Here is a 20,161-nt window from a genome sequence, read left to right on the forward strand (position 1 = left end):
GTACGACGGACCCAGCCCGTCACCCCCGCACATGGCCTTCGGCGACCGCCAGCGCCGCGGCCATGATGCTCAGCTGCGGATTGACCTCGGGGCAGCCCGGCAGCACCGCGCCGTCCGCGATCAGCACTCCGTGCACGCCGCGCAGCCGCCCTTCCGGGTCGGCCGGGAAGCGCTGTGCGTCGGCGCCTGCGGCCACCGTGCCCGTGGGGTGGTACGCGGACAGGTGCAGCCGGCGCGGGCCCACATGTGCGAGGGTCTCGTCCAGTTCGGACAGGCTGCGGACGCGCGGCGCGGTGGGGATGCCGGTGAGGACCTCCTCCGCGCCCGCCGCGAAGAGCAGTTCCCCCATGGCGCGTACGGCACGCATCAAACGGTCCCCGTCGCGCCGGTCCAGGTCGTAGCGGAGCAGGGTTCGCTCCCGGCCCAGTACCCGCCCGGACGGACGGTCGGCGATCATCGCTCCGAGCGTGGCGAGCCGGTCGGCGCTCTCCAGTTCGCGCCGCAACTCGCTGCCCAGACCCGGCAGCACGAAAGAGCCCATGCCCGGCGGGGTCGCAGTGGCCTCGATCAGTACGCCGTCGCCGTGCAGCTCCTCCACCCCGACGCTCTGCAGCACTCCCTCCCAGGCGGTGACCGGCTCGGCGAACCGGCCGGCGACGCTGGTCGCCGGGTGGACGCTGAGGTTGCGGCCGAGCCTCGGATGCCGGCCGAGGCCAGAGCGGCGCAGCAGGGGCGGGGACTGCAGGGCACCTGCGGCGACGACGATCAGCGGGGCAAGGATCTCGAATTCGCCGCCGTTCTCCCGTCGTACGAGGACGCCCGCCGCGCGCGGGCCGCCCTGACGGCCGGCGTCGACCAGGACGCGCCGGGCCTGCGCGCCGGTGACGATGCGGGCTCCTGCGGCGCAGGCATCGGGCAGGACCGACAGCTGCACGCTCTGTTTGGCGCCGGTCGGACAGCCCACCACGCACTGGCAGGATCCCTTGCAGCCGGTCGCGTTGCGACGCAGGGGCGCGGCCCGCCAGCCGAGGCGCTCGGCCCCGGCGAGCGCGAGCCGGCCGTTGTTGCCGAGGACGTCCAGCGGCTGGGTGGCCACCCGCAGCGTGCGTTCGACCTCGTCGAGGTACGGGCCGAAGCGCTCGGCGAGCGAGAAGCCGAAGTCGCCCGTCCAGCGCGCCAGGACATGGTCCGGAGTGCGGTAGCAGGTCCCGGAGTTGACGACCGTCGTACCGCCGACCGCCCGGCCCACCGGAAGCAGCAGCGGTGGGCTGCCCACGGCGACAGTGGCCCCGCCGTCCCGGTAGAGCTCGGCGAATCGGTCGAGCGGGGTGCGCCGCCCGAAGGACGCCGTGGAGTGGTGCTGCCCTTCTTCGAGTACGACGACGCGGAGACCCGCCCGGGCCAGGGTCCGTGCGGCCATGGCGCCGCCCGCGCCGGAGCCGATGACCACGGCGTCGGCGGTGGAGCGCGCCGGCCAGTCGGGGGACGGAGTGCAGTCGAGCGGTGGATCCTCGCGCACCAACGCAGGTGTGCGTAGGCCGTGTTCGAGCATTCGCTCGGTTCCGGCAGCAAGCAGGACCGGCACCTTGAGTACGTCGAGGAGGGGCAGGAGTGCGGGGCGCGCACCGAGGGCGCCGAGCACGGTCTCACGCTCCGCGGCGGTGAGAGCGGCGAGCCTGCGTCCGGTCCGTACCACGGCATACGCGTCGACGGCGCCCGCCGCCGCCCGTACCCCGGCACGGGCCGGCGAGGGCATCGAGCCGATGACGGCCTCCAGCCTGCCGGGGACCCGGGCGGGCCAGTCCGCGGTGCCGTCGTCGGCGATGAGCGCAGCCACAAGACCGTCGAGACTCATCGTGTGCCCACCTCCGCATGCGCCGTGCCGGCCAAGGTCCACTCGGCCTCGGTGCGCCAGCCGCCCCACCAGCGCTGCAACAGGACGTGCGCGTCCGCGCTTTCACTGTTGCGGCAGATCGCGTGAGAGCCGTCGGGGTCGGTGTAGTCGAGCGCGAGCGTGCGGTCCTCGGGCTGGGTGACCTCGACGCGGATGCGGCGCAGGCCCGCGCGTCCGGTCACCGTCCAGGTGGGCAGCCCGATGGCGGAGCGGAACCGCCCGAATCCGGCCCAGCCGACCGCCGTGCGCTCGGCCCGCCGCGGCCAGGTACGGCCGCCCCTGCGCAGACGCAGAAAGACCAGCGGTGGCAGCCTGCGCAGTCCGGGCCGCATGGAGACCGCGGCCACGATCTCCAGTACATCGCCCGCGCCGAGATCCGCGTGCAGCCAGGCCCAGCGGCGCGCGTTGCCATGGCCGTAGATCCGGGCGGAGGCCCCGGGCGCGCCGACGGGGGTCAGGGTCGTGTTCTCGTACGAGAATGTCCCGCCGTACGAGGCCCGCGCGGCCGGCAGCATCTGCGCCGCCGGCAGCAGAGGCCGGCGCCAGGACCAGCGAGGGAAGGTGAACAGCGGCGTTCCATCGGCGTGTTCTGCCAGATCCCAGCGCAATGCGCCCGCCGAGCCGGAGAGCCGTCCGGGCCCGGCGGTCACGCCGTCCGCGGTGAACCCGTCCCCGGTCCCGGTCCATTTCGCGGGGCCGAAGCGGGCGTGCCGTACCGGACCGTCCTTGGGGAACACCGCGGCCCAGCCGTGGGCGAACGCCTCGGACCCGTCCGCGGGCGCGGTGAGTTCATGGTGCAGCCACAGCCCGGTGCCGGTCGCCGGGTCGGTCAAGGTCGTGTACCAGACTTCGGTACGGCCCGGCTCGCCGTTCCAGCGCGGCGCCAGGTGCGCACCCGCGTCCTCCTGCCGCGGGAAACGGAAGCTCGCGAGGAACGGCACGAGCCCCGTCGTCACGGGGAAGCGCAGCATGCCTTCGCCGGCCTGTTCTCCCTCCTCGTACAGCGTGAACGGCAGCACGGTCATCGACCTCAGCGGCCTGCGTGGCGTCACGGACTTCCAGCCGTCGAAGGTGAGTCGGCGATCGCCGGCCGTGAAGGAGATCCGGTAGCGGATACGCCGTCCGGCCAGCGGCGATATCTCCAACTCGCCCTCGGCACAAGGGTCGTCGGCCCATCCGGCGATGCGTATCCGACCGGTGATCCGCGCCTCGGTCGTGCCACGGGGGCGCAGCACGCGATCCGCCGCGGCACTCAGCTCGAGGCGAACGGCGCGGGCCCGGTCCTCCCCCTCGAGCCTGACCGTGCCGAGCATGGTCTCCCGGAACGCGGTACCCCTGGTTCCCCTGCGCATACCTGTACTCATACGAGGCCCTCCAGCATGATCCGCTCCGTTGCTGTCAGATAGGTCTCCGCGGCTCGCCGCGCGGCGCTCTCGTCACCCGCCGCAACGGCTTCGACCACGGGTTCCAGCCTGGCGTGTGCGGCACCGGGGCTGGTGAAAGGGCCCACGAGGGCGGCCCGCACCGGCAGATAGGCGTTGAAGAGAGTGTTGGTCAGGAGCACGTACACGCGATTCCCGGTGGCGCGGGCCAGCGCCCGGTGTACCTCGATGTCGGCGAGCTGCACCGCGTCCCCGCCGTCGGCCATCCGCACCGCCGCCAGCAGGGCACGCAGCTCGGCCCGGTGCTCCTCGGTGGCGCGGACCGCTGCCCGCTCGGCGATCAACGCACCGATACTGCACCGCACTTCGAAGATCTCGCCTATCCAGTCGGGACTGTGCCGTACCAGCATGGGCAGCAGATCGGCCCCGCCGAGCCGCGCATAGTCGCGTACCCGTGTGCCCACTCCGTGCCGCGTCTCCAGCAGTCCGGCCTGGACGAGGCGGCCGAAGGCGTGCTTGAGGGTGGTACGGGTGACGCCGTATCCGTCGGCGAGTTGGCGCTCCGGCGGCAGATAGCTGCCGGCCGGATGCCGCCCGGCCAGGATGTCCTCGCGCAGCCTGGTCTCGAGGACATCGACGATGGTCTCGCGGGGCAGCGCCTCCATGCGTCCCTCCTTCGTGATTCAGTGGCTCAGTGGATGAGCCACTGAACCAGCGTCGGCGGGCGAAGTCAATGAGTCGCTTCAGCTGTCACCCTTCCGAATACGCCTATTGAGGCTCCCACTTCAGCGTCGCTGCTCGACGAACTCAACGCCCGGCCGGCCTGCCAGGTGGAAGTTCGAGCTCTGGTCCGCCGGCATACGACGCAGGATGTCGCGGTGGAACGCGCGGTATCCGCCGCTGAACGGCCCGTTGTCCCAGACCTTCAGCAGGACCTCGGTGAACTTGCCGTTGACCGGGCCGTCGGAGGCCGCCTGGGGTGTCCTGGCAGGCGGAGATGAGCAGGCCGCTCGCGGCCTGCTCACGGCCTTTCGCGGCGGCGAACTCGCGCTGGAGCTGCTGGAAGAGCTCCTTGTCCGTTTCGGCGGCCGCTACCGCCTCGGCAACTACGCCGTACCTCTCTGGCAGCTGGTGGACGATCCTCTGCGGCGCGCCGAGGTCAACTTCGTCTGACCGCCCCTTTTCGTCCGACCGCCGCTTTCGCTAGGGGCGCCCCATCGAGCTCTCGATGCGGGCGAGTTGTGCGGTGAGGCTGCTGAGCCAGCGCTCGAGGTCAATCAGCATGGGCAGGGGTGGGCCGCCCGGCACCTCTGGAGGCGGGCGGTAGGCCGGGAGCGCAGGCGGCGGTCCCTCCCCGGCGCAGAGCGCCGCGACCCGTTCGGTGGCCAGGACGAGCCGTTCGGCCGCTGCGCGTGCCCACGCGGCGGCCTCCGGGGTGACGGCGACCACGGGCAGATCGAAGCGGGGCAGCCACTGAGCGCCGACCAGGATGTGGTTCGCCGCGATGAGCACAGCATGCCCGTCCAGCATGGGCACGGCCGACGGATCGCTCGGTTCGCTCCGGTACTGGAGGTACGCGGACTCGGCGAGGCGCAGTCGGTTCAGGAGGGGGAGCGTGGGCGGCGGGGGCACTGCTCCCGGCGGCGTGGCCAGGAGCACCCCGACAGTCCCGGTGATCAGCGGGCCGGAGGAGTGCAACAGGGCAGCCATGGTTCTTCGCACTTCACGCCGGGCACCGGTCGGCCAGGCGAGCAGCCCGCACAGCAGACCGATCGCACTGCCCGCGACGACGTCCACGATCCTGTCCGCGGCCAGTTGCCAGGAGGCGGGGGCGATCTGGGCGAACGCTGCTGCCACCACCAGCGTGAACAGGGCCTGTGCCCAGGCGATCCCGAGCAGCGGCCCGAGCGCGAACGCGGCCAGCATGCAGGGCGCGAGGACCGGCGCGTACGCATCGGTGTGCCGACCGACGGCGAGCAGCAGTGTGCCCGCCGCGACCGAACCGGCGAGGGTGCCGATCAGTGCCGGCCGCACGGCCTTCCACGTTTCCGCGGCAGTGGTGCGGCCGAGTGTGAGCACGGCGAGCAGCACCCAGAAACCGTGGGACAGATCCAGGGAGCCTGCCACCAGCCGGGCAGCGCCCAGCCCGAGCGCGGTCCGGGTGGCGTTCTGGAACTCGACCGAATGCAGCGTCATATTGCAGGCGAGGCGCCGCCACCACAGGAGGGGCGTACGCGCGTCGGCATACCAGAAGAGTTCGCGCGGCTGGATCGGCGGCGTGCGCCTGCCGTCCAGTCCGACCCGTACGGCGGTCTCCAGAACCCGGGCCGACTCAGCAGTGGCCAGGACCGAGGCCTGGCGTCGCAGCAGCGGCACGGGGGGCACGGCCTCCGGCGGTCCGATCGCCTGCGTGATACGCAGCGCCTGGAAGTCCCGTATCGCCGTGTCCAGGGCCGGGGGCCCGGGCTGTGGAGGCGACCGGCCGGTGCGCAGGGCTGTCGCGGTGGCGGCGCAGAGTGCCGCGATGCGGCCGAGGAGATCGGCCGACGCAGCGTCCTCGTCGGCGCCCTTGCCCAGGCCGGTCGTGGGGGCGGCGGTTGCCGAGGTGTCGCCCAACCGCGCCAGTTGGTCCAGCAGTCGGCGCGCGGCGCTACCAGCCTGTGCCAGGGCCCGGTCCACACGCCCCGCCCCGGCGGGCCGTTCGGCGGGCGGAAGATGGGAAAGCCGCAGCTGTCGGCCGGTCGCCCGCAGCCGGTCCGCCGCAACGGCGCCCGCCCAAGGAGGCTGGGCCGTGGCTGCCGCGGCGGCGGCACGGCCCGCGATCGCGACAGCGTCCGCAAGGCTTTCCCGGTAGGAGGCGGTCGGCGGCTCGGGCAGCAGAAAGCGCTCGCAGGCGACGAGTAGCAGCACACCCAGGGTGAGGCCCGCCAGCCGGGACCCGAGAGCGTCCGGATTGTAGGGCGGGAAGCAGGCCAGGATGTAGAAGAGCTGAAGCCCGGGGGCCGCTCCGGCCGGGCGGGGCCCCGCCACCGCGGCAAAGGAGAGAACGAATCCGACGACCAGCATCCCGAGAACCGCCGCCCAGGTGCTTACGGCCAGCACCGTCCCCAGCGCGACCAGCACCAGGCCGACCGGCAGCGCGCGCAGCATCACGGCGGCCCGCTGCCGCCCGGACCCGGGGATCGGTGACAGCATTCCGAGCGCCACCGGCCCGAAGAGGGCGTACAGCGCCGTCGCCGGCCGATCCACCCCGTACACGAACGGATAGAACCCGGCACTGGCAGCAGTGGTCACCCGGACGGCCCGGTGCACGATCGACGCCCGCTTTGGATTGCGCCAGGCGGAGCGGTGGCGCGCCTTCTGCGGTTCGGTGGTGCGTGTGCCGGTCACGGCCGGGCCTCACGGGTACTGCCGCCCACGTCAGCGGGCGGCCAGGGCGCGTGCATGGACAGCGCCGGGACCTTGCCGTGGACGACGAGCCGGTGGCGTACGACCATGACGACGACGGACGCCAGCAGGATCACGGCTCCGCCCACGCGCAGGATCGCGTCGTAGGCGTCCTCGGGCGGCCGCTCCGGGGTCATCGCCGTGATCGTGGCCGCCGCGCCGGCGAGGGCGACGGCACCCAGGGTGACCAGGAAGGTCAGCAGGACACCGGACGCCTCGCCCGCTCGGGCGGGCGGTACGACCTGCTGGGTGGCGACGCTGGAGAAGGTCCAGCCCAGCCCGAGGCCGAGCCCGCACCAGGCGAACACGGGTACGTACAGCCACCATGCCGTGACGTTGCTGAGCGAGATCATCCCCGTCCCGGCGATCGCTCCGGCGAGGGCCATGACCCCCGTGGGACGCATCCGCGGTGCCAGCCGCGCTCCCAGCGGCCCGCTCAGAGCCACGAGCACGGCAGGGGCCAGGAACACGAAGCCCGCCACGAGCGGGGACAGACCACGCACGCCCTGGAGATAGAGGGTCGCCAGGAAGACCGTGACGGCGTAGCCCATGTTGGCGACCGTACCCATACCGGTCACCAGGACGTACGGGATGTTGCGGAACAGGCGCAGGTCGACCAGCGGATGCCGGGCCAACCGTTCGCGCAGCAGAAAGAGCCCGCCCGCCAGCACGGCAACCCCGAAGAGTGTGAGGGTGCGAGCGCTGTCCCAGCCCCAGGCGCTGCCGCGTTCCACTGCCAGTGTGAGAGCGGCCAGACAGCACACGATGGTGCAGCAGCCGATCAGATCGAGCTGGCGGGGCGCCGAGGTGTCCCGTGAGTCGGGGACGTACACGACCGCGATGAGGAGCACCAGTGTGCTCAGCAGCGCGAGCAGCCAGAAGATCCAGCGCCAGCCAGGGCCTTCGGTGAAGCCGCCGCCCACGAACGGGCCCAGTGCGGTGCCGATGTTGGCGATACCGAAGGCAGCGCCCAGCGCGCGGGCCCGGATCTCCTGAGGAAAGGCATTGCTGATCACGGCGACGGACACCGGGAAGACAAGGCCGGCCCCAATGCCCTGGACGATCCGGGCGGCGACCAGCAGCGCCAGTTGGGGAGCGAGCGCGCACCCCACGGAACCGGCCGCGAACAGCGCGATACCGACGAGCAGGATGCCCCGCCGCCCGAAGACGTCCCCCAGTCTGCCGCCCACGATGAAGAAGCAGCCGAGAGCGAGCATGTACGCGGAGAGCGTCCACTGGGCGGCCGAAGACGAAACGCCGAGCTCGTCCGCGATTCCGGGGATGGCCAGGTTCAGCGCGAAGAAGTCGACCTGAATGCAGAACAGCGCGACCGCGACCGCGGTGAAGGACCCTTTCCGCACGGCCGATGACGACTCTGCGCGCATGCGCACGTTCCTCTCAGCCGACTCCGTCGCGACGTCGCGAGTGGGTCGGGCGGGCGCCCTTGTCCCATTGTCGGCTCACGGTCGCCGGTCCGCAGCCCAGCCGGTCCCGATCGCGGGGGAACGCGGTCCGGGGCCACCATGGCAGGAAGTGCACGGGCTCGGTCCGGCGGCGGTGCGGGCCGCCGGACCGAGCCGGAATATGGGAGGTCGCATGTCTTCCGAGCGCGCTGCCCCGCTGATCTGGGACACGATCGAGCGGTACTTCGCTCTGCTGCAGGCCCATGCGCCGGCGGAGCGTATGCGGGAGGCAATGCTCACCGACGACTTCCGTACCGGCTTCGTCGACGGGCTGATCTGGCAGGGCGAGCAGGGGCTGCGGGACTTCCTCGAGGCGCGTGCCGAGTTCTTCTACGAATCCCACACCGTGGAGCAGATGTCCCGGCCCGAGCGGCTGCCCGACGGCCGCTGGCGCGCCCACACCCGGCTGGAATTCTTTCTACGACACCGGCTCGACGGATCGCCGGTGAGCGACACATTTACCGGAAAGGCGTTCCACGTCTGGGAGTTCGCTCCACCGCTGGAGCCCGCCGATGCACCGGGTGACGGACGGTCGGCCGAGGCGCCGGATGACGCTCCGGGTGACGGGCGATCAGGTGACGGGACGGACGGCGGCTGGCGGGTCGCGGCGCAGCTGGTCGAGGGCTTCGCCGCCCTCGACGCCAACGCGCGACGGCTCTTCTCACAGCCCGCCTCCGGTCTGAACCTCGACGACCGCTGACCGCCGGAGGCCGACCACGGTGCACACCCTGCTGCCGGTCTCCTTCGCGCTTGGCGCGGCGCTCAGCAACGCCGTCGCCACCGTGCTGCAGCGCCGGGCGGCCCTCAGCGTGCCACGCTCCGGGGGCTTCCGCGCGGGACTCATGCTCGATCTGCTGCGGCGCCCTTGCCGGGCCGCGTCCTTGCCCGACAGCGCACGCCGAACGCGCTGCGGCCTGGTCCGTGTTCTCCCACCACTGCCCTGCCGTCTCGCCGTAGGCCGGCACCATGGCGTTGACGAGAATCAGCTGGTCCACCGCCACCCGTTCGCAGACCAGAGGCGCGGTGAACCCGGCGAGTGACTGCGCCACGAGAACCACGCCGGCTCGGTCGCCGATCGCCCGCACCACAGCGTCCGCGTGTTCGGCGAGCCCGGCGGAGCTTTCCCGAGGCAGGTCGACAGCCACCACGTCGTGTCCCCGCCGACGCAACTCCGGCACAAGGCGATGCCAGTACCAAGCACGGCCGTCAGCACCGGGGATGAGCACGTACGTTGCCACGCAACCCTCCAACACCCACCCCGAACCAGAAGTGGTGAAGCGACGCCACACGCCCCGCCAGGTGCCGGTCGGCGACCATCGCCACACGTCGGCACAGTCATTTCGCCTCTCTCTCCTGGGCTTGAAGTCATCGCATCGGACCTCTAGGCGCACGTGTTCGCGTTCGCTACTGTGCGGTCCTGTTGGTTCTGGAGCGATTTACACCTCACCAGGAGGGTGGTCCACTTGATGCTCCGACTCCGCCGTACGTTCCGAGGACTGGCCGTGCTGGCCCTCGCCGGGGCGCTCGCGGCGCCCGTACCGTCCGCGGCTGCCGCGGCAGCCGGTGCCGCGGACCCTCCCGCCGACGTCTACCGACTGCTCGAGGATCCGGAAGCGACCGGGGTCGGACAGGAGCCGGCGCACGCCGAGTTGACTCCGTACGCAAACACGGCGAGCGCGCTCGAAGGCGGCTCCGACAGCCCGTGGACCGCCTCGCTCGACGGAACCTGGAAGCTGCACATGTCCAAACGTCCCGAGGATGTCCCCAAGGGTTTCTTCTCGCCCGGGTACGACACGGCCGGGAGCGGCTGGAAGAGCGTCAAGGTCCCGCACACCTGGCAGACGGACGGTCTCGACCACCCCGTCTTCCGCAACATCCCCACCGAGATGTATCCGGACGACCCGCCGAAGGTCCCGCACGACGTCAACCCGACCGGGGCGTACGTCCGTGACTTCGAGCTGCCCGGCAGCTGGCAGAAGCGCCGGTCGTTCCTGCGGTTCGAGGGTGTCACCAGCGGCTATCTGGTCTGGGTCAACGGCGCGTACGCGGGATACGACCAAGGCGGCTACACGCCCGCCGAGTTCGACATCAGCGAGCATCTGCGCCCGGGGAAGAACACCATTGCGCTCCAGGTACACCGCTGGAGTTCGGGAGCCCACCTGGAGGACTACGACCAGTGGCGCTTCGCGGGCATCTTCCGCTCGGTCGAGCTGTACTCCACACCCGCCACCTACGTACGAGATCTCACCATCAAAACCGAACTGGACGCCCAGTACCGTGATGCGCGGCTGAGCGCCAAGGTCGATGTGACCGCCAAGGACGCGGCGGCAGACGGTGCGCACAAGGTCACCGGAACGCTCTACGACCAGCGCGGACGCAAGGTGACAACGATGTCGGGCCAGGTTGATCCCGGCGGTGGCGTGCCATCCGCCACCCTCGGGGCCGACGTCGCCGCTCCGGCGAAGTGGACCGACGAGACGCCCAACCTCTACACCCTCGTCGTCCAACTCCTGGGCGCGGACGGCCAGGTGACGCACACCACCGCCCAGCCGGTCGGCTTCCGCAGGATAGAGGTCAAGGACAAGCAGCTGCTCGTCAACGGCAAGCGGATCCTGATCAAGGGCACCAACCGTGCCGAGACCGACCCCGGAACCGGCCGCCATGCGACGCGCGAACGCACCGCGTCCGATGTGTCGCTGATGAAGCAGCTCAACATCAACTCGGTACGCACCTCCCACTATCCGTCCGATCCGTATCTGTACGAGCTGGCCGACGCGCAGGGCCTGTGGATCGACGACGAGGTGGACATCGAGACCCACCACCACGACGGCTGCCCCGACAACTGCCTGGCCGAGCGGCCCGAGTGGCAGAAAGCGTTCATGGACCGCTTCATGGCGATGTACCAGCGGGACAAGAACCACCCCAGCGTGCTGATGTGGGACACCGGCAACGAGGCAGGGCTCGGCAAGGCGCACTACGCGATGGCGGACTTCCTCGACAAGAACGATCCGTCCCGGCCGGTCTACCACCAGTCCAACTCCCCCGACGGCGACGCCCCGTTCGCCGACGTATGGGGGCCGCGCTACCCCTCACCATCGGGCCTCGAGGAGAAGGCCAAGGCCACCACCAAGCCCATCATCATGGGCGAGTACGCCCACGCCATGGGCAATTCGCTCGGCAACTTCCGCGAATTCTGGGACGTGGTCCGCACATACCCCCAGGTGCAGGGCGGCTACATCTGGGACTGGGCGGAGCAGAACATCACCCAGCCGCTGGTCACCACCCCCGATTCCTCGGGGAACGGGATTCTCTCCTACGTCACCGGAAAGCCGGACCATGTCGCCGGGCACCGCGGCAAGGCGCTCGCGCTCTCCGGCCTGGACGACTTTGTGGAGGTCTACCGGGACCCGAAACTCGACGCGGTCTCCGGCGGCCTCACACTTGACTCCTGGGTCCGGCCGGCCGAGTGGACCGGCGACTTCACCGTGATCGCCAAGGGCAATCACAGCTACATGCTGAAGATGAAGGACAAGGACACCCTGGAGTTCTCCGTCTACGGCGGCGGCACCTGGCACGCGGCCGCGGCGAAGGTGCCCGGTGACTGGTACGGGACATGGCACCGGATCTCGGCCACCTTCGACGGCGCCGCACTCAAGCTCTTCATGGACGGCAAGGAGGTGGCCGCGACCGGCTGGGAGGGCACGATTGCGTACTCCGCCCAGCCAGTGAACATCGGCCGTGACCCCGAGAACGGCCAGGAGAACATCACCACCCGCATGACGCACGGCACGGTCGACCAGGTCCGCGTCTACCACACGGCGCTCACCCCGCAGCAGCTGGAGACCGACCCCGCCTCCGACGCGGTCCTCGCGCTCGACTTCGACACCCTCACCACGAAGGGGACTTACTACTCGTACGGGTCCGGCACCGGCGGCGTGGACGGAGTGGTCTCCACCGACCGCACCGTTCAGCCCGAGGCCCGCGCCATGGCGGCCGTCCACGCACCCGTGCGTATCTCTGCCCCGGGTGCCGGAGCCGGCAAGATCACCGTGCTCAATGAGCGCTCCTTCACCGGCACCGGCGATCTGCGGCTGCAGTGGAAGATCACCGAGGGAGACAGGACCCTCGCCCGCGGCGGCCGAGCCCTCCCCCTCAAGCCCGGTGAGAGGGCGGGAATCCAGCTGCCGAAGCCGCCGGCCAACCCGAAGGGCGCCGACCGCCAGCTGACCGTGGAGGCGGTGCAGGCCAAGGACACCGGCTGGGCGAAGGCCGGACACCGTGTCGCCGTCGAGCAGTTCGACATCGGCGGTCGACAGCTCGCCGGCGTACTCAAGGCCGAAGCGCCCGGCAAGGTGAAGACCAGCGGGACCGGCACCCGGATCACGATCGCCGGGAAGGGCTTCTCCTACCTCTTCGGCCGCACAAGCGGTGAGCTGATCTCCATGAAGGCGGGAGGGCGCGAACTGCTGGGCGCGGGACCGGAGTTGGACGCCTGGCGGCCGCCGGTCAGCAATGAGATCGGCTCGGAGGAGGGCCCCTGGCGCGAGGCCGGACTGGACCGGCTCAAGACCGCGCCGGGGAAGGTCACGGTCGCCGAACGGGACGGGGCGGTCACCGTCACCGTCCCCAGCACGGCCGCCGCCCCCGGCGTCAAGGGCTCCTCCTTCACACAGACCCTGCGCTACACGGTCACGGGCACCGGAGAGATACGCATCGACCACCGCGTCGACGCCCAGGGCAAAGCCCGAACGGTGCCCTACCTTCCCCGCATCGGCCTGGCCCTGACGCTTCCGGACCGCTACGACACCTTCACCTGGTACGGGCGCGGGCCGCAGGAGAGCTACAACGACCGCACGGACGGCGCTCCCGTCGGCGTGTACGCGACCAACGTTGACCGGCAGTTCTCCGGCTACACCAAGCCGCAGGACTACGGCAACCACGAGGGCGTCCGCTGGGCTTCCCTGTCCGACGGTACAGGCGGCCTGCTGGTCTCGGGGACGCAGAACTTCTCCGCGGGAGTGACTCCGTACACCGGCATCGACCGGGCCGCCTATCCGTTCGCCCTGCGGAAGAACCCGAAGGGCAACACGCTGCACCTGGACCAGGCCGTCAGCGGGGTCAGCGAAACCTTCCACACCGTGCTGCCCCAGTACCAGGTGCAGCCCGACCAGGAGTACGCGTACACACTGCGGCTGCGCCCGCTGACCGGTGCGGAGGCCCGTACCGGGACTCCGCGAGGACCGGTGGTCTGCACTCCGGACGCGCAACTCACCGCCGATGACACCACTTTGCCGGCGGGCCGGTCGACGCCGGCGAAGCTGACCGTAACCAACCGCTGCGACACGCCGCTGAAGGATGTCGCCGCGACCTTCGACCCGCCGACGGGCTGGACCGCCGACCCGGGCACCTCCCCCATCGGCGACCTGGCCCCCGGTACGTCGGCGGCCGTGACCGCCGTCATCACCCGCGGCGAGGAGACCCCGGACGGCATGCGGCCCGTCGCCGCCCAGGTCTCCGCCTCCTCCACCGGCGGGGCGCGGGTGGACAGCAGGGCAACCGTCGATGTCGAGGGAACACCGCCCCCGCCGCGCGGTGATGTGCATGTGTCCACGATGGACTTCATCACCGCCGACAACGGCTGGGGCCCGGTCGAGCGCAACACCAGCAACGGCGAATCCGCCCCCGGCGACGGACAGACCCTCACGATCGGCGGTACGACGTACGAGCACGGCCTGGGCGTGCACGCCGACTCGGGCGTGGAGGTCTTCCTGGGCGGCAACTGCTCGACGTTCACCGCCAAGGCCGGTCTCGACGACGAGGCGGACCCGTACGGCAGCGTCGTCTTCGAGGTCTACGCCGACGGCGAGCGCGTCCACTCGAGCCGGCTGCTCACCAACGAGGACGCGGCTGTCGCCGTCGAGGCCAAAGTGGCCGGCGCACAGAAGCTCCGGCTGCGGGTGACCGACGGCGGCGACGGCAACGCCCACGACCATGCGGACTGGGCGGCGGCCACGGTCCACTGCGGTGCGGGGTGACGCTGCTCGGCACCGGTGGACGAAGCCGGTGAGGTCCGGTGGGAGCGGCCCAGGTCCGGCAGCGCGCCGGACCTGGGCGAGGGGCCGCTACCCCGGCGCCGGCCGCGGTGCAGATCTGCCGATGACGGTCAGGTCAGTCCCCCGTGGCGAGGACCCTCCGTCCCCGGCCGCCGTGACGGCCCGGCAGCGCAAGCATCGTGAAGGCGCGATCGGCCGCACCACCCCGTCGTACGACGAGGAGCGCCGCGAGAAGGACCGCGACCGGGACGCCGAACCACCAGCCCAGCAGGTGCACCAGGACCGAGGCAACGACAGCCGTGCCGAGCGCCACCCCGAAGACCGCCCCCAGCACGGCGCCGAGGATGCGGAAGCGGCCCGTCACTGTTTCGGCGCCCGTATCGCGCTGGCCGGAGCGGATCCAGAAGGCCATCAGCGCCAGCATGACCGGGACGAGTGCCACGCCCATGGCGTACAGCGTCAGCGCGACCGGCGAGGTGAGCCAGTCGCCCGCACGCGACAGGGCCTCTCCCGCTCCGGGTTGCTCCGGCCACGCCGCCGCGAACGTCTCCCGGTCGGCGGAGAAGAACCGCTGGTACCCACGGCCGTCCCAGCCGTGGACAAGGATGAAGAACATGCCGGTGTATCCGACCCCCGCCTGCAGGAAAGCCGCGTACACCCGGCCCGAGGCGATGAGCCGCTCCGCAACCCGGAAGCCGAGCACACCCTGACTCACGTTCGTCGCGGCGAACAGCGCGACGAGCCAGCCGGGCAGCGAGCTGTGGCCGCTTGCGACCTGCATCGTCTCCCAGTCCGGAAAGCCCCAGAGGAGCCATGCGCCGCTGGGCGCGAACAGCACCGCGCAGTAGAGGACGGTCCCCATCAGGTAGGGGTTGGACCACCGGCCGCCGTGCCCTGCACGGCCGTTGCCGGTCCCGAGCTGATGGGCGGCGGCGGTCGCAAAACTCGCGCCTATCCCATAGGACCAGAAGACATCCACCTGGACCATCGCGCTCCCTTTCCGGAATGACACGTCATTCCGTTCTCAAGGCAGAAGAAATGAGCGGTCCTTGCGGGCCTGCGGCTCAGCGGGAGCCGAGGCCGTCGAACATGAGCGACTCCACCGTGCGAATCCATGGATCACGCATGGCGCCGGGATCCTGCGCATGCAGCAGCCGAACCGCCCCGGTCACGATCATTCCGTTCACCGCGAGGCCGACCACGTGAGCGTCGAGATCGCGCCGCAGGAAGCCGCGGTCCTGCCCGTTGCGAATGAAGGCAGCCGTGTACTGAGCCGCCGCTTCCATCGCCTTGCCTGCCAGATCCGGCTCGGCCCGGTCGATCGCGATGGCGTCGTAGAAGAGAATGCGGCACAGCGCGGGTTCCGCCACCACGAGGTCGAAGAGCTTGTGGCCGATGCGCCGGACCTGTTCGCGGTACTGCGCCACCGACTGGCAGGAGCCGGGGTCCTCGTCGGCGAGGGCATCCATGACCTGGCCCAGCGCGCGCGAGACCACACTGCGCGCGATGTCCTCCTTGTTCTTGAAGTACCGGTAGAACGTGCCGTGCCCAGCCCCGAGCTCTCGGGCGATGTCGGAGATGCCGGTCGCGTGGTAGCCACGCTCGGCGAACACCTTGCCCGCCGCGCGCAGTATCGCCTCCCGCTTGTCCGCCATGCCCTGCGCCACGACCGGGTCCCTCCCTGCTACGGAATGACGTGTCATTCTGGAACCGGTGGCCAACTCCCGTCAATACCACTGCTGTTGATCCGCCGACCCGGCTCACACCGGGGCATCGCCCTTACACGGACTGGAGATCAGCGATGAGCTCGTCGAGGTGATGCAGTGCGGCGGTCACGCGTGCCGGGTTGTTGAAGAAGGGGTCGTCGGGGACGGGCAGGGACCCGGCCAGGGCCCGGCCACGGCCGCGAGCCCAGGTCGCTTCATCGACGTCGAGCGCTGTCTCGCTATGGACGACGCCTCGTCCCACCGTCCGGGGCGCTGCGTGTCCACCCATTTCAGGGGCCCGGTGTCAGCCCTGCAGGGCGGCGCCGGTCATCGCATTCTGCGGATGAGGATGAGCGTCAGCGCGGCGAGAGCGGCAACAACGAGGGCTCCCGCGACACGCTTGGCGATCGGCATTCCCGCCGTACGCAGGAGATCGATCGGCTCCGCCTCGCGCGTTCCGGCACCCGCGGCCACGGAAGGCTCCGTGCCGCTGGGCTCTCTGCCGTTGGGCTCTTTGTCGTTGGGCTCTTTGTCGTTGGGCTTCGCGGCAGCCTCGGCGGGCCCGTCGGTAGCCGGTTCCGCGCCGGCCAGCTGCTGCGACAGGCAGTCCGCGAACCGGCCGATGAGCTTGTCGCCGATTTCGGCCATGACTCCGCGGCCGAACTGCGCGGGCCGTCCGGTGATCGTCAGATCGGTGACGACATTGACGTCCGTCCCCCCGTCACGATCGGCCAGCGTTCCGGTCACGGTGGCCCGTGCCGTGCCCTGGCCCCGGACTTCCTTGCCTTGAGCGGCAAGGACGACCCGGTGTGCCGACTCGTCCTTCTCCTGGAAGGTCGCGGTGCCGCGGTAGGTCACGGTGATCGGGCCGACCCTCACCTTCACGGCTCCGTTGACGGTCTCGCCTTCGACGCTGTCCACGGTGGCACCCGGCATGCACGGGGCGACCCGCTCGATGTCGAGGAGCACCCGCCACGCCTCGTCGACGGGGACAGGGACGGTGAACGAGTTCTGCAGTTCCATGGTCTCCTCCTCACACCGGCCTCAGACGCGGACGGTGGATAGCTCCGGCTGTCTCCGCCAGCGGGCTGCCGCTGCCGCCCCAGCGCAGAGCAACGATCTCCGCCGCGATCGAGACGGCCACTTCCGCGGGTGTACGGGCGCCGAGGTCGAGGCCGATGGGCGAGCGCAGCCGCGCCAGCTCCGTCTCGACGAGTCCCCTCTCCCGCAGCCGCGCCAGTCGGTCCTCGTGCGTGCGACGGCTGCCCATCACGCCGATGTAGGCGGCCGGCGAGTCCAGAGCGACCTCGAGCAGTGGAACGTCGAACTTCGGGTCGTGGGTGAGCACACAGATCACGGTCCGCGCGTCGACATCCGTGTCGCGCAGATACCGGTGCGGCCAGTCGACCACCACCTCCACCCCGTCCGGGAATCGGCGGGGGTCGGCGAAGACCGGGCGCGCGTCGCACACCGTGACCCGGTAGCCGAGGAACGCGCCGATCCGGGCCACCGCGGCGGCGAAGTCGATCGCGCCGAAGACCAGCATCCTCGGTGGCGGCGCGAAGGACTGCAGGAACACGGTGACGTCGTCCTCGCGCCGCTCGCCGTGCGGGCCGTAGTGCCGCCGGCCCGTCGCTCCTTGGGCCAGCTCTCCGCGCGCGTCGGCGGTGACCGCCGCGTCGAGGCCGCTCGATCCCAGCGAGCCGGACACCGACTCGGGCCACACGGCGAGCGTGGCGCCGCGCTGGGCAGGACCGTCGATCACCGTTGCGACCACCACCGGGCGGTGCTCGGCGACGGACGCTGCGACCTCGCCGAACGAGGTGTCGACGGCGGCCGACACGGAGCGTACGAGGAGCGTGATCTCACCGCCACAGGTGAGCCCGACGGCGAACGCGTCCTCGTCGCTGTAGCCGAAGGCCTGCAGCTGTGCCTGACCGGACTCCACGACCTCCTTGGCGAGTTCGAAAACGGCCCCCTCCACACAGCCGCCGGAGACGCTGCCCACGACTTCGTCGTCCGGCCCCACCGCCATTGCCGCGCCGGGGCCGCGCGGCGCACTGCGGCTGACCGCGACAACGGTGGCGAGCCCGAAGGGCGTTCCGGCCTCGTACCAGCGGCTGAGCGCAGGGAGGATCTCACGCATCGCACGCACCTCTCACCACTGCTGCCAGGCGCTCCAGCGCACCCAGGCTGTGCCCCTCGACGAACGCGTCGACGCTGGGCAGCGCCGCCGCCATACCGGCCGCGAGCGGCGCGTATCCCTGGCGCGCCTTGAGCGGGTTGGCCCACACCACCCGGTGCGCCAGTCGGCGCAGCCGCCGCATCTGAGCGGTGCCGATGGTGAACACCTCGGCCTGGGTACGGGACTGCGGCCCGTGGGTGGCGGCGTGCGCGAAGCGCAGCAGCGCGTCCGCGTACGGGGCCATCGAGCCGCTCACGTCCAGCAGCAGCACAGTGGGGCGCGGCTTGGTGGCGGGGGCACGGTGGCGCAGCCGGGCCGGTTCCCCGCCACGGCGCAGCAGCTCACGGGCGGTGCGCCTGGGATCGACGCCGCCACGCCGGGCCGGACGCAGACGTGGGGTGCGGCGCGGCTCACCGCTCAACGAGAACGCCGCGAGCAGCCGCCGCAGTTGTGCCCGCTCGGGCGCGGACAGCCCGGCCATGTCGCGGTGGCGCAGGACCTCCGCCGAGCTGGCCAAGGCGGCTGCCGGCAGCGCCGCGCCGTCCTCCTCCCCTTCGGCGGACATGGCAGCCTCCGCGGCCACCAGGCGAAGGAGTGGCGTGGGCTCCGGGACGCGACGCGCCCGGTCACCGGGTTGCGGCTGCTGCGCGAAGTACGCGGCGAAGACGCGGTCGTACCGTTCCAGGTCGTCCTGACTACCGCAGAGCGTGAGCCGACCCGCCCAGTAGACGTCGGAACGCAGCTCGGACCCGAGGAGTTCGAGCACGCCCAGGAAGGTCTGCACGCGGTCCGGTCCTGGCCGTCCACCGTCAGCGAGATACGGGCCATATGCCCTCCCAGAGATGCAGGCAGGCGGTATCTGCCGTTCTGCTCTGATATACGCAACTCTAGGCCGGGCTCCAGCGACACGCGAGCTCTTGGTGTGCCGCCGCTGGACACCGGAGGCGGGACCTGCGTTACGCCGTGGGCTGACCCTCTTCCCTCAAGGAAGCAGCGGCGTAATCTGGATTACATGATTACCAACGAGCAGGAACAGGCGCTGCGCGGTTGGTTCGCCGGGCGGCTGCCGGAAGGACTCTTCGCCGAACTCCTGGACGTCACCGTGGACCGTGAGGAGATCACGGTCATCGGCCGGATCCCGGAGCCCGACCTCGCCACGGAGGCATCCGAGGTGGAACGCGAGGCTTCCCTGGACGGGCGCATCTCGGAGTTCCGGGAACGCACCCGCGATGAACGCATCGGGGTCGCGCGCGAGGCCGAGCACCGGTTCGGGCGCAAGGTCTCGTGGGGTGTGGAGTGCGGCGGCAAGCGCGCCATGTACACCACGGTGTCCGCGCCGGTGATGACGCGGCTGCGCCAGCCCGAGCGTCAGACGCTCGACACCCTGATCGCCGGCGGCGTCGCCCGAAGCCGCAGCGAAGCCCTCGCCTGGTGCGTCCGCCTGGTACAGCGCAACGCGGACACGTGGCTGAGCGACCTGCGCGACTCCCTCGAACACGTTCAGCAGGTGCGAGCGCAGGGCCCGGACGCCGAATAGTCCCAACCGCTGGCCCCAACCGCCGGCCCGGGCTGTCGGGAGACGGTCCGGCCCCGCACTCCCAGGACCGCGGCGCCGGTTGTCCGCTGCTGGACCCGGCCGCGGCCTTCAACGGCAGGTCGCCACCGCCCCCGCCCTCGAATCCTGTCGCCCGCGCGCACGCAGAGCCCCAGGATCAGTTCACTCACGAGAAGTTCGCCGAGTGCCTCACGTGGCGTTGTGACGCCCGGCCGGAAATGAGGGCCCGTCGACCACCCGACGGGCCCTCACCACAACCAAAACCCCGCACAGTCGGGGCCGGTTCGCGCAGCCCGGGACGATCCGCGACGCACTCGCACTCGCACTGCCAGGCGGTAGCCGTCCGGCAGTGCGCCACAGGCCGCGGCGCGGCACGACCGGGACGCCGCGCTGCCTCACCTTCCGCGATTTCCGCGCACGCCTGCCCGTGCACGCCCCCGTCCCCTCACGCCCGCCGCGGTAGCGGCCCCTTCAGG

The 20,161-nt window shown here is 71.0% G+C and carries 16 protein-coding genes; 5 read left to right on the top strand and 11 right to left on the bottom strand.

The window, feature by feature from the left end:
• Positions 1-19: 19 nt before the first annotated feature.
• The 3 genes from AB0D12_RS35455 to AB0D12_RS35465 are packed head-to-tail and all read right to left on the bottom strand — an operon-like array spanning position 20 to position 3,941.
• A complete protein-coding gene (locus AB0D12_RS35455) occupies positions 20-1,855 on the bottom strand; it encodes a GMC family oxidoreductase (protein ID WP_362692459.1) in 1,836 nt (611 codons plus the stop codon).
• The gene (locus AB0D12_RS35460) at positions 1,852-3,258 is read right to left on the bottom strand and encodes a hypothetical protein (RefSeq protein WP_362692462.1); all 1,407 of its coding nucleotides are present in this window, start codon (positions 3,256-3,258) and stop codon (positions 1,852-1,854) included. Before AB0D12_RS35460 ends, AB0D12_RS35455 begins: the two co-directional genes overlap by 4 nt.
• Positions 3,255-3,941 (bottom strand): FCD domain-containing protein, encoded by a 687-nt coding sequence (locus AB0D12_RS35465; RefSeq protein ID WP_362692466.1) that lies wholly within the window; start codon positions 3,939-3,941, stop codon positions 3,255-3,257. The genes AB0D12_RS35460 and AB0D12_RS35465 overlap by 4 nt, the downstream gene beginning before the upstream one ends.
• A gap of 205 nt (positions 3,942-4,146) precedes the next feature.
• On the opposite strand from AB0D12_RS35465, the gene AB0D12_RS35470 reads away from it, so the two are divergent.
• Positions 4,147-4,449, top strand: a complete 303-nt coding sequence (locus AB0D12_RS35470) for a hypothetical protein (RefSeq protein WP_362692469.1) — start codon at positions 4,147-4,149, stop codon at positions 4,447-4,449.
• A 30-nt stretch (positions 4,450-4,479) separates the two neighbouring features.
• Here AB0D12_RS35470 and AB0D12_RS35475 read toward each other — a convergent pair whose 3' ends face one another.
• Positions 4,480-6,570: an FUSC family protein gene (locus AB0D12_RS35475; protein WP_362692518.1), complete on the bottom strand. Its 2,091-nt coding sequence runs from the start codon at positions 6,568-6,570 to the stop codon at positions 4,480-4,482.
• A gap of 92 nt (positions 6,571-6,662) precedes the next feature.
• Entirely contained in the window at positions 6,663-8,108 is a 1,446-nt protein-coding gene (locus AB0D12_RS35480; protein WP_362692472.1) for an MFS transporter, read from the bottom strand.
• Between the two features lie 211 nt (positions 8,109-8,319).
• Between AB0D12_RS35480 and AB0D12_RS35485 the strand changes: the two genes are divergently transcribed.
• From AB0D12_RS35485 to AB0D12_RS35495, 3 genes are all read left to right on the top strand, one after another.
• Entirely contained in the window at positions 8,320-8,886 is a 567-nt protein-coding gene (locus AB0D12_RS35485; RefSeq protein ID WP_362692474.1) for a hypothetical protein, read from the top strand.
• Between the two features lie 19 nt (positions 8,887-8,905).
• A complete protein-coding gene (locus AB0D12_RS35490) occupies positions 8,906-9,226 on the top strand; it encodes a hypothetical protein (RefSeq protein WP_362692527.1) in 321 nt (106 codons plus the stop codon).
• Between the two features lie 426 nt (positions 9,227-9,652).
• Entirely contained in the window at positions 9,653-14,221 is a 4,569-nt protein-coding gene (locus tag AB0D12_RS35495; protein WP_362692476.1) for a glycoside hydrolase family 2 TIM barrel-domain containing protein, read from the top strand.
• 133 nt (positions 14,222-14,354) lie between these two features.
• Here AB0D12_RS35495 and AB0D12_RS35500 read toward each other — a convergent pair whose 3' ends face one another.
• The 6 genes from AB0D12_RS35500 to AB0D12_RS35525 form a co-directional block, all read right to left on the bottom strand.
• Complete coding sequence (locus AB0D12_RS35500; RefSeq protein ID WP_362692478.1) at positions 14,355-15,227, bottom strand: hypothetical protein; 873 nt, start codon at positions 15,225-15,227, stop codon at positions 14,355-14,357.
• 76 nt (positions 15,228-15,303) lie between these two features.
• Complete coding sequence (locus tag AB0D12_RS35505; RefSeq protein ID WP_362692481.1) at positions 15,304-15,906, bottom strand: TetR/AcrR family transcriptional regulator; 603 nt, start codon at positions 15,904-15,906, stop codon at positions 15,304-15,306.
• A 112-nt stretch (positions 15,907-16,018) separates the two neighbouring features.
• Positions 16,019-16,207 (bottom strand): hypothetical protein, encoded by a 189-nt coding sequence (locus AB0D12_RS35510; RefSeq protein WP_362692484.1) that lies wholly within the window; start codon positions 16,205-16,207, stop codon positions 16,019-16,021.
• Positions 16,208-16,272: 65 nt separating this feature from the next.
• On the bottom strand, positions 16,273-16,968 hold the full coding sequence (locus AB0D12_RS35515; protein WP_362692487.1) for an SRPBCC family protein: 696 nt from the start codon (positions 16,966-16,968) through the stop codon (positions 16,273-16,275).
• A gap of 10 nt (positions 16,969-16,978) precedes the next feature.
• Positions 16,979-18,091: an XdhC/CoxI family protein gene (locus AB0D12_RS35520; RefSeq protein WP_362692490.1), complete on the bottom strand. Its 1,113-nt coding sequence runs from the start codon at positions 18,089-18,091 to the stop codon at positions 16,979-16,981.
• Positions 18,084-18,914, bottom strand: a complete 831-nt coding sequence (locus AB0D12_RS35525; RefSeq protein WP_362692492.1) for a VWA domain-containing protein — start codon at positions 18,912-18,914, stop codon at positions 18,084-18,086. The genes AB0D12_RS35520 and AB0D12_RS35525 overlap by 8 nt, the downstream gene beginning before the upstream one ends.
• A 228-nt stretch (positions 18,915-19,142) precedes the next feature.
• Between AB0D12_RS35525 and AB0D12_RS35530 the strand changes: the two genes are divergently transcribed.
• Entirely contained in the window at positions 19,143-19,667 is a 525-nt protein-coding gene (locus AB0D12_RS35530) for a hypothetical protein (RefSeq protein WP_362692494.1), read from the top strand.
• Positions 19,668-20,161: the final 494 nt, after the last annotated feature.

The organism is Streptomyces sp. NPDC048479 (assembly GCF_040651435.1).
In the GTDB taxonomy this organism is placed as follows: domain Bacteria; phylum Actinomycetota; class Actinomycetes; order Streptomycetales; family Streptomycetaceae; genus Streptomyces.

Coding starts and splice junctions, on each gene's coding strand:
- AB0D12_RS35470 (WP_362692469.1), top strand. CDS start 4,147: ATGTCGCGGTGGAACGCGCGGTATCCGCCGCTGAACGGCCCGTTGTCC.
- AB0D12_RS35480 (WP_362692472.1), bottom strand. CDS start 8,108: ATGCGCGCAGAGTCGTCATCGGCCGTGCGGAAAGGGTCCTTCACCGCG.
- AB0D12_RS35495 (WP_362692476.1), top strand. CDS start 9,653: ATGCTCCGACTCCGCCGTACGTTCCGAGGACTGGCCGTGCTGGCCCTC.
- AB0D12_RS35530 (WP_362692494.1), top strand. CDS start 19,143: ATGATTACCAACGAGCAGGAACAGGCGCTGCGCGGTTGGTTCGCCGGG.
- AB0D12_RS35500 (WP_362692478.1), bottom strand. CDS start 15,227: ATGGTCCAGGTGGATGTCTTCTGGTCCTATGGGATAGGCGCGAGTTTT.
- AB0D12_RS35515 (WP_362692487.1), bottom strand. CDS start 16,968: ATGGAACTGCAGAACTCGTTCACCGTCCCTGTCCCCGTCGACGAGGCG.
- AB0D12_RS35465 (WP_362692466.1), bottom strand. CDS start 3,941: ATGGAGGCGCTGCCCCGCGAGACCATCGTCGATGTCCTCGAGACCAGG.
- AB0D12_RS35455 (WP_362692459.1), bottom strand. CDS start 1,855: ATGAGTCTCGACGGTCTTGTGGCTGCGCTCATCGCCGACGACGGCACC.
- AB0D12_RS35460 (WP_362692462.1), bottom strand. CDS start 3,258: ATGAGTACAGGTATGCGCAGGGGAACCAGGGGTACCGCGTTCCGGGAG.
- AB0D12_RS35485 (WP_362692474.1), top strand. CDS start 8,320: ATGTCTTCCGAGCGCGCTGCCCCGCTGATCTGGGACACGATCGAGCGG.
- AB0D12_RS35520 (WP_362692490.1), bottom strand. CDS start 18,091: ATGCGTGAGATCCTCCCTGCGCTCAGCCGCTGGTACGAGGCCGGAACG.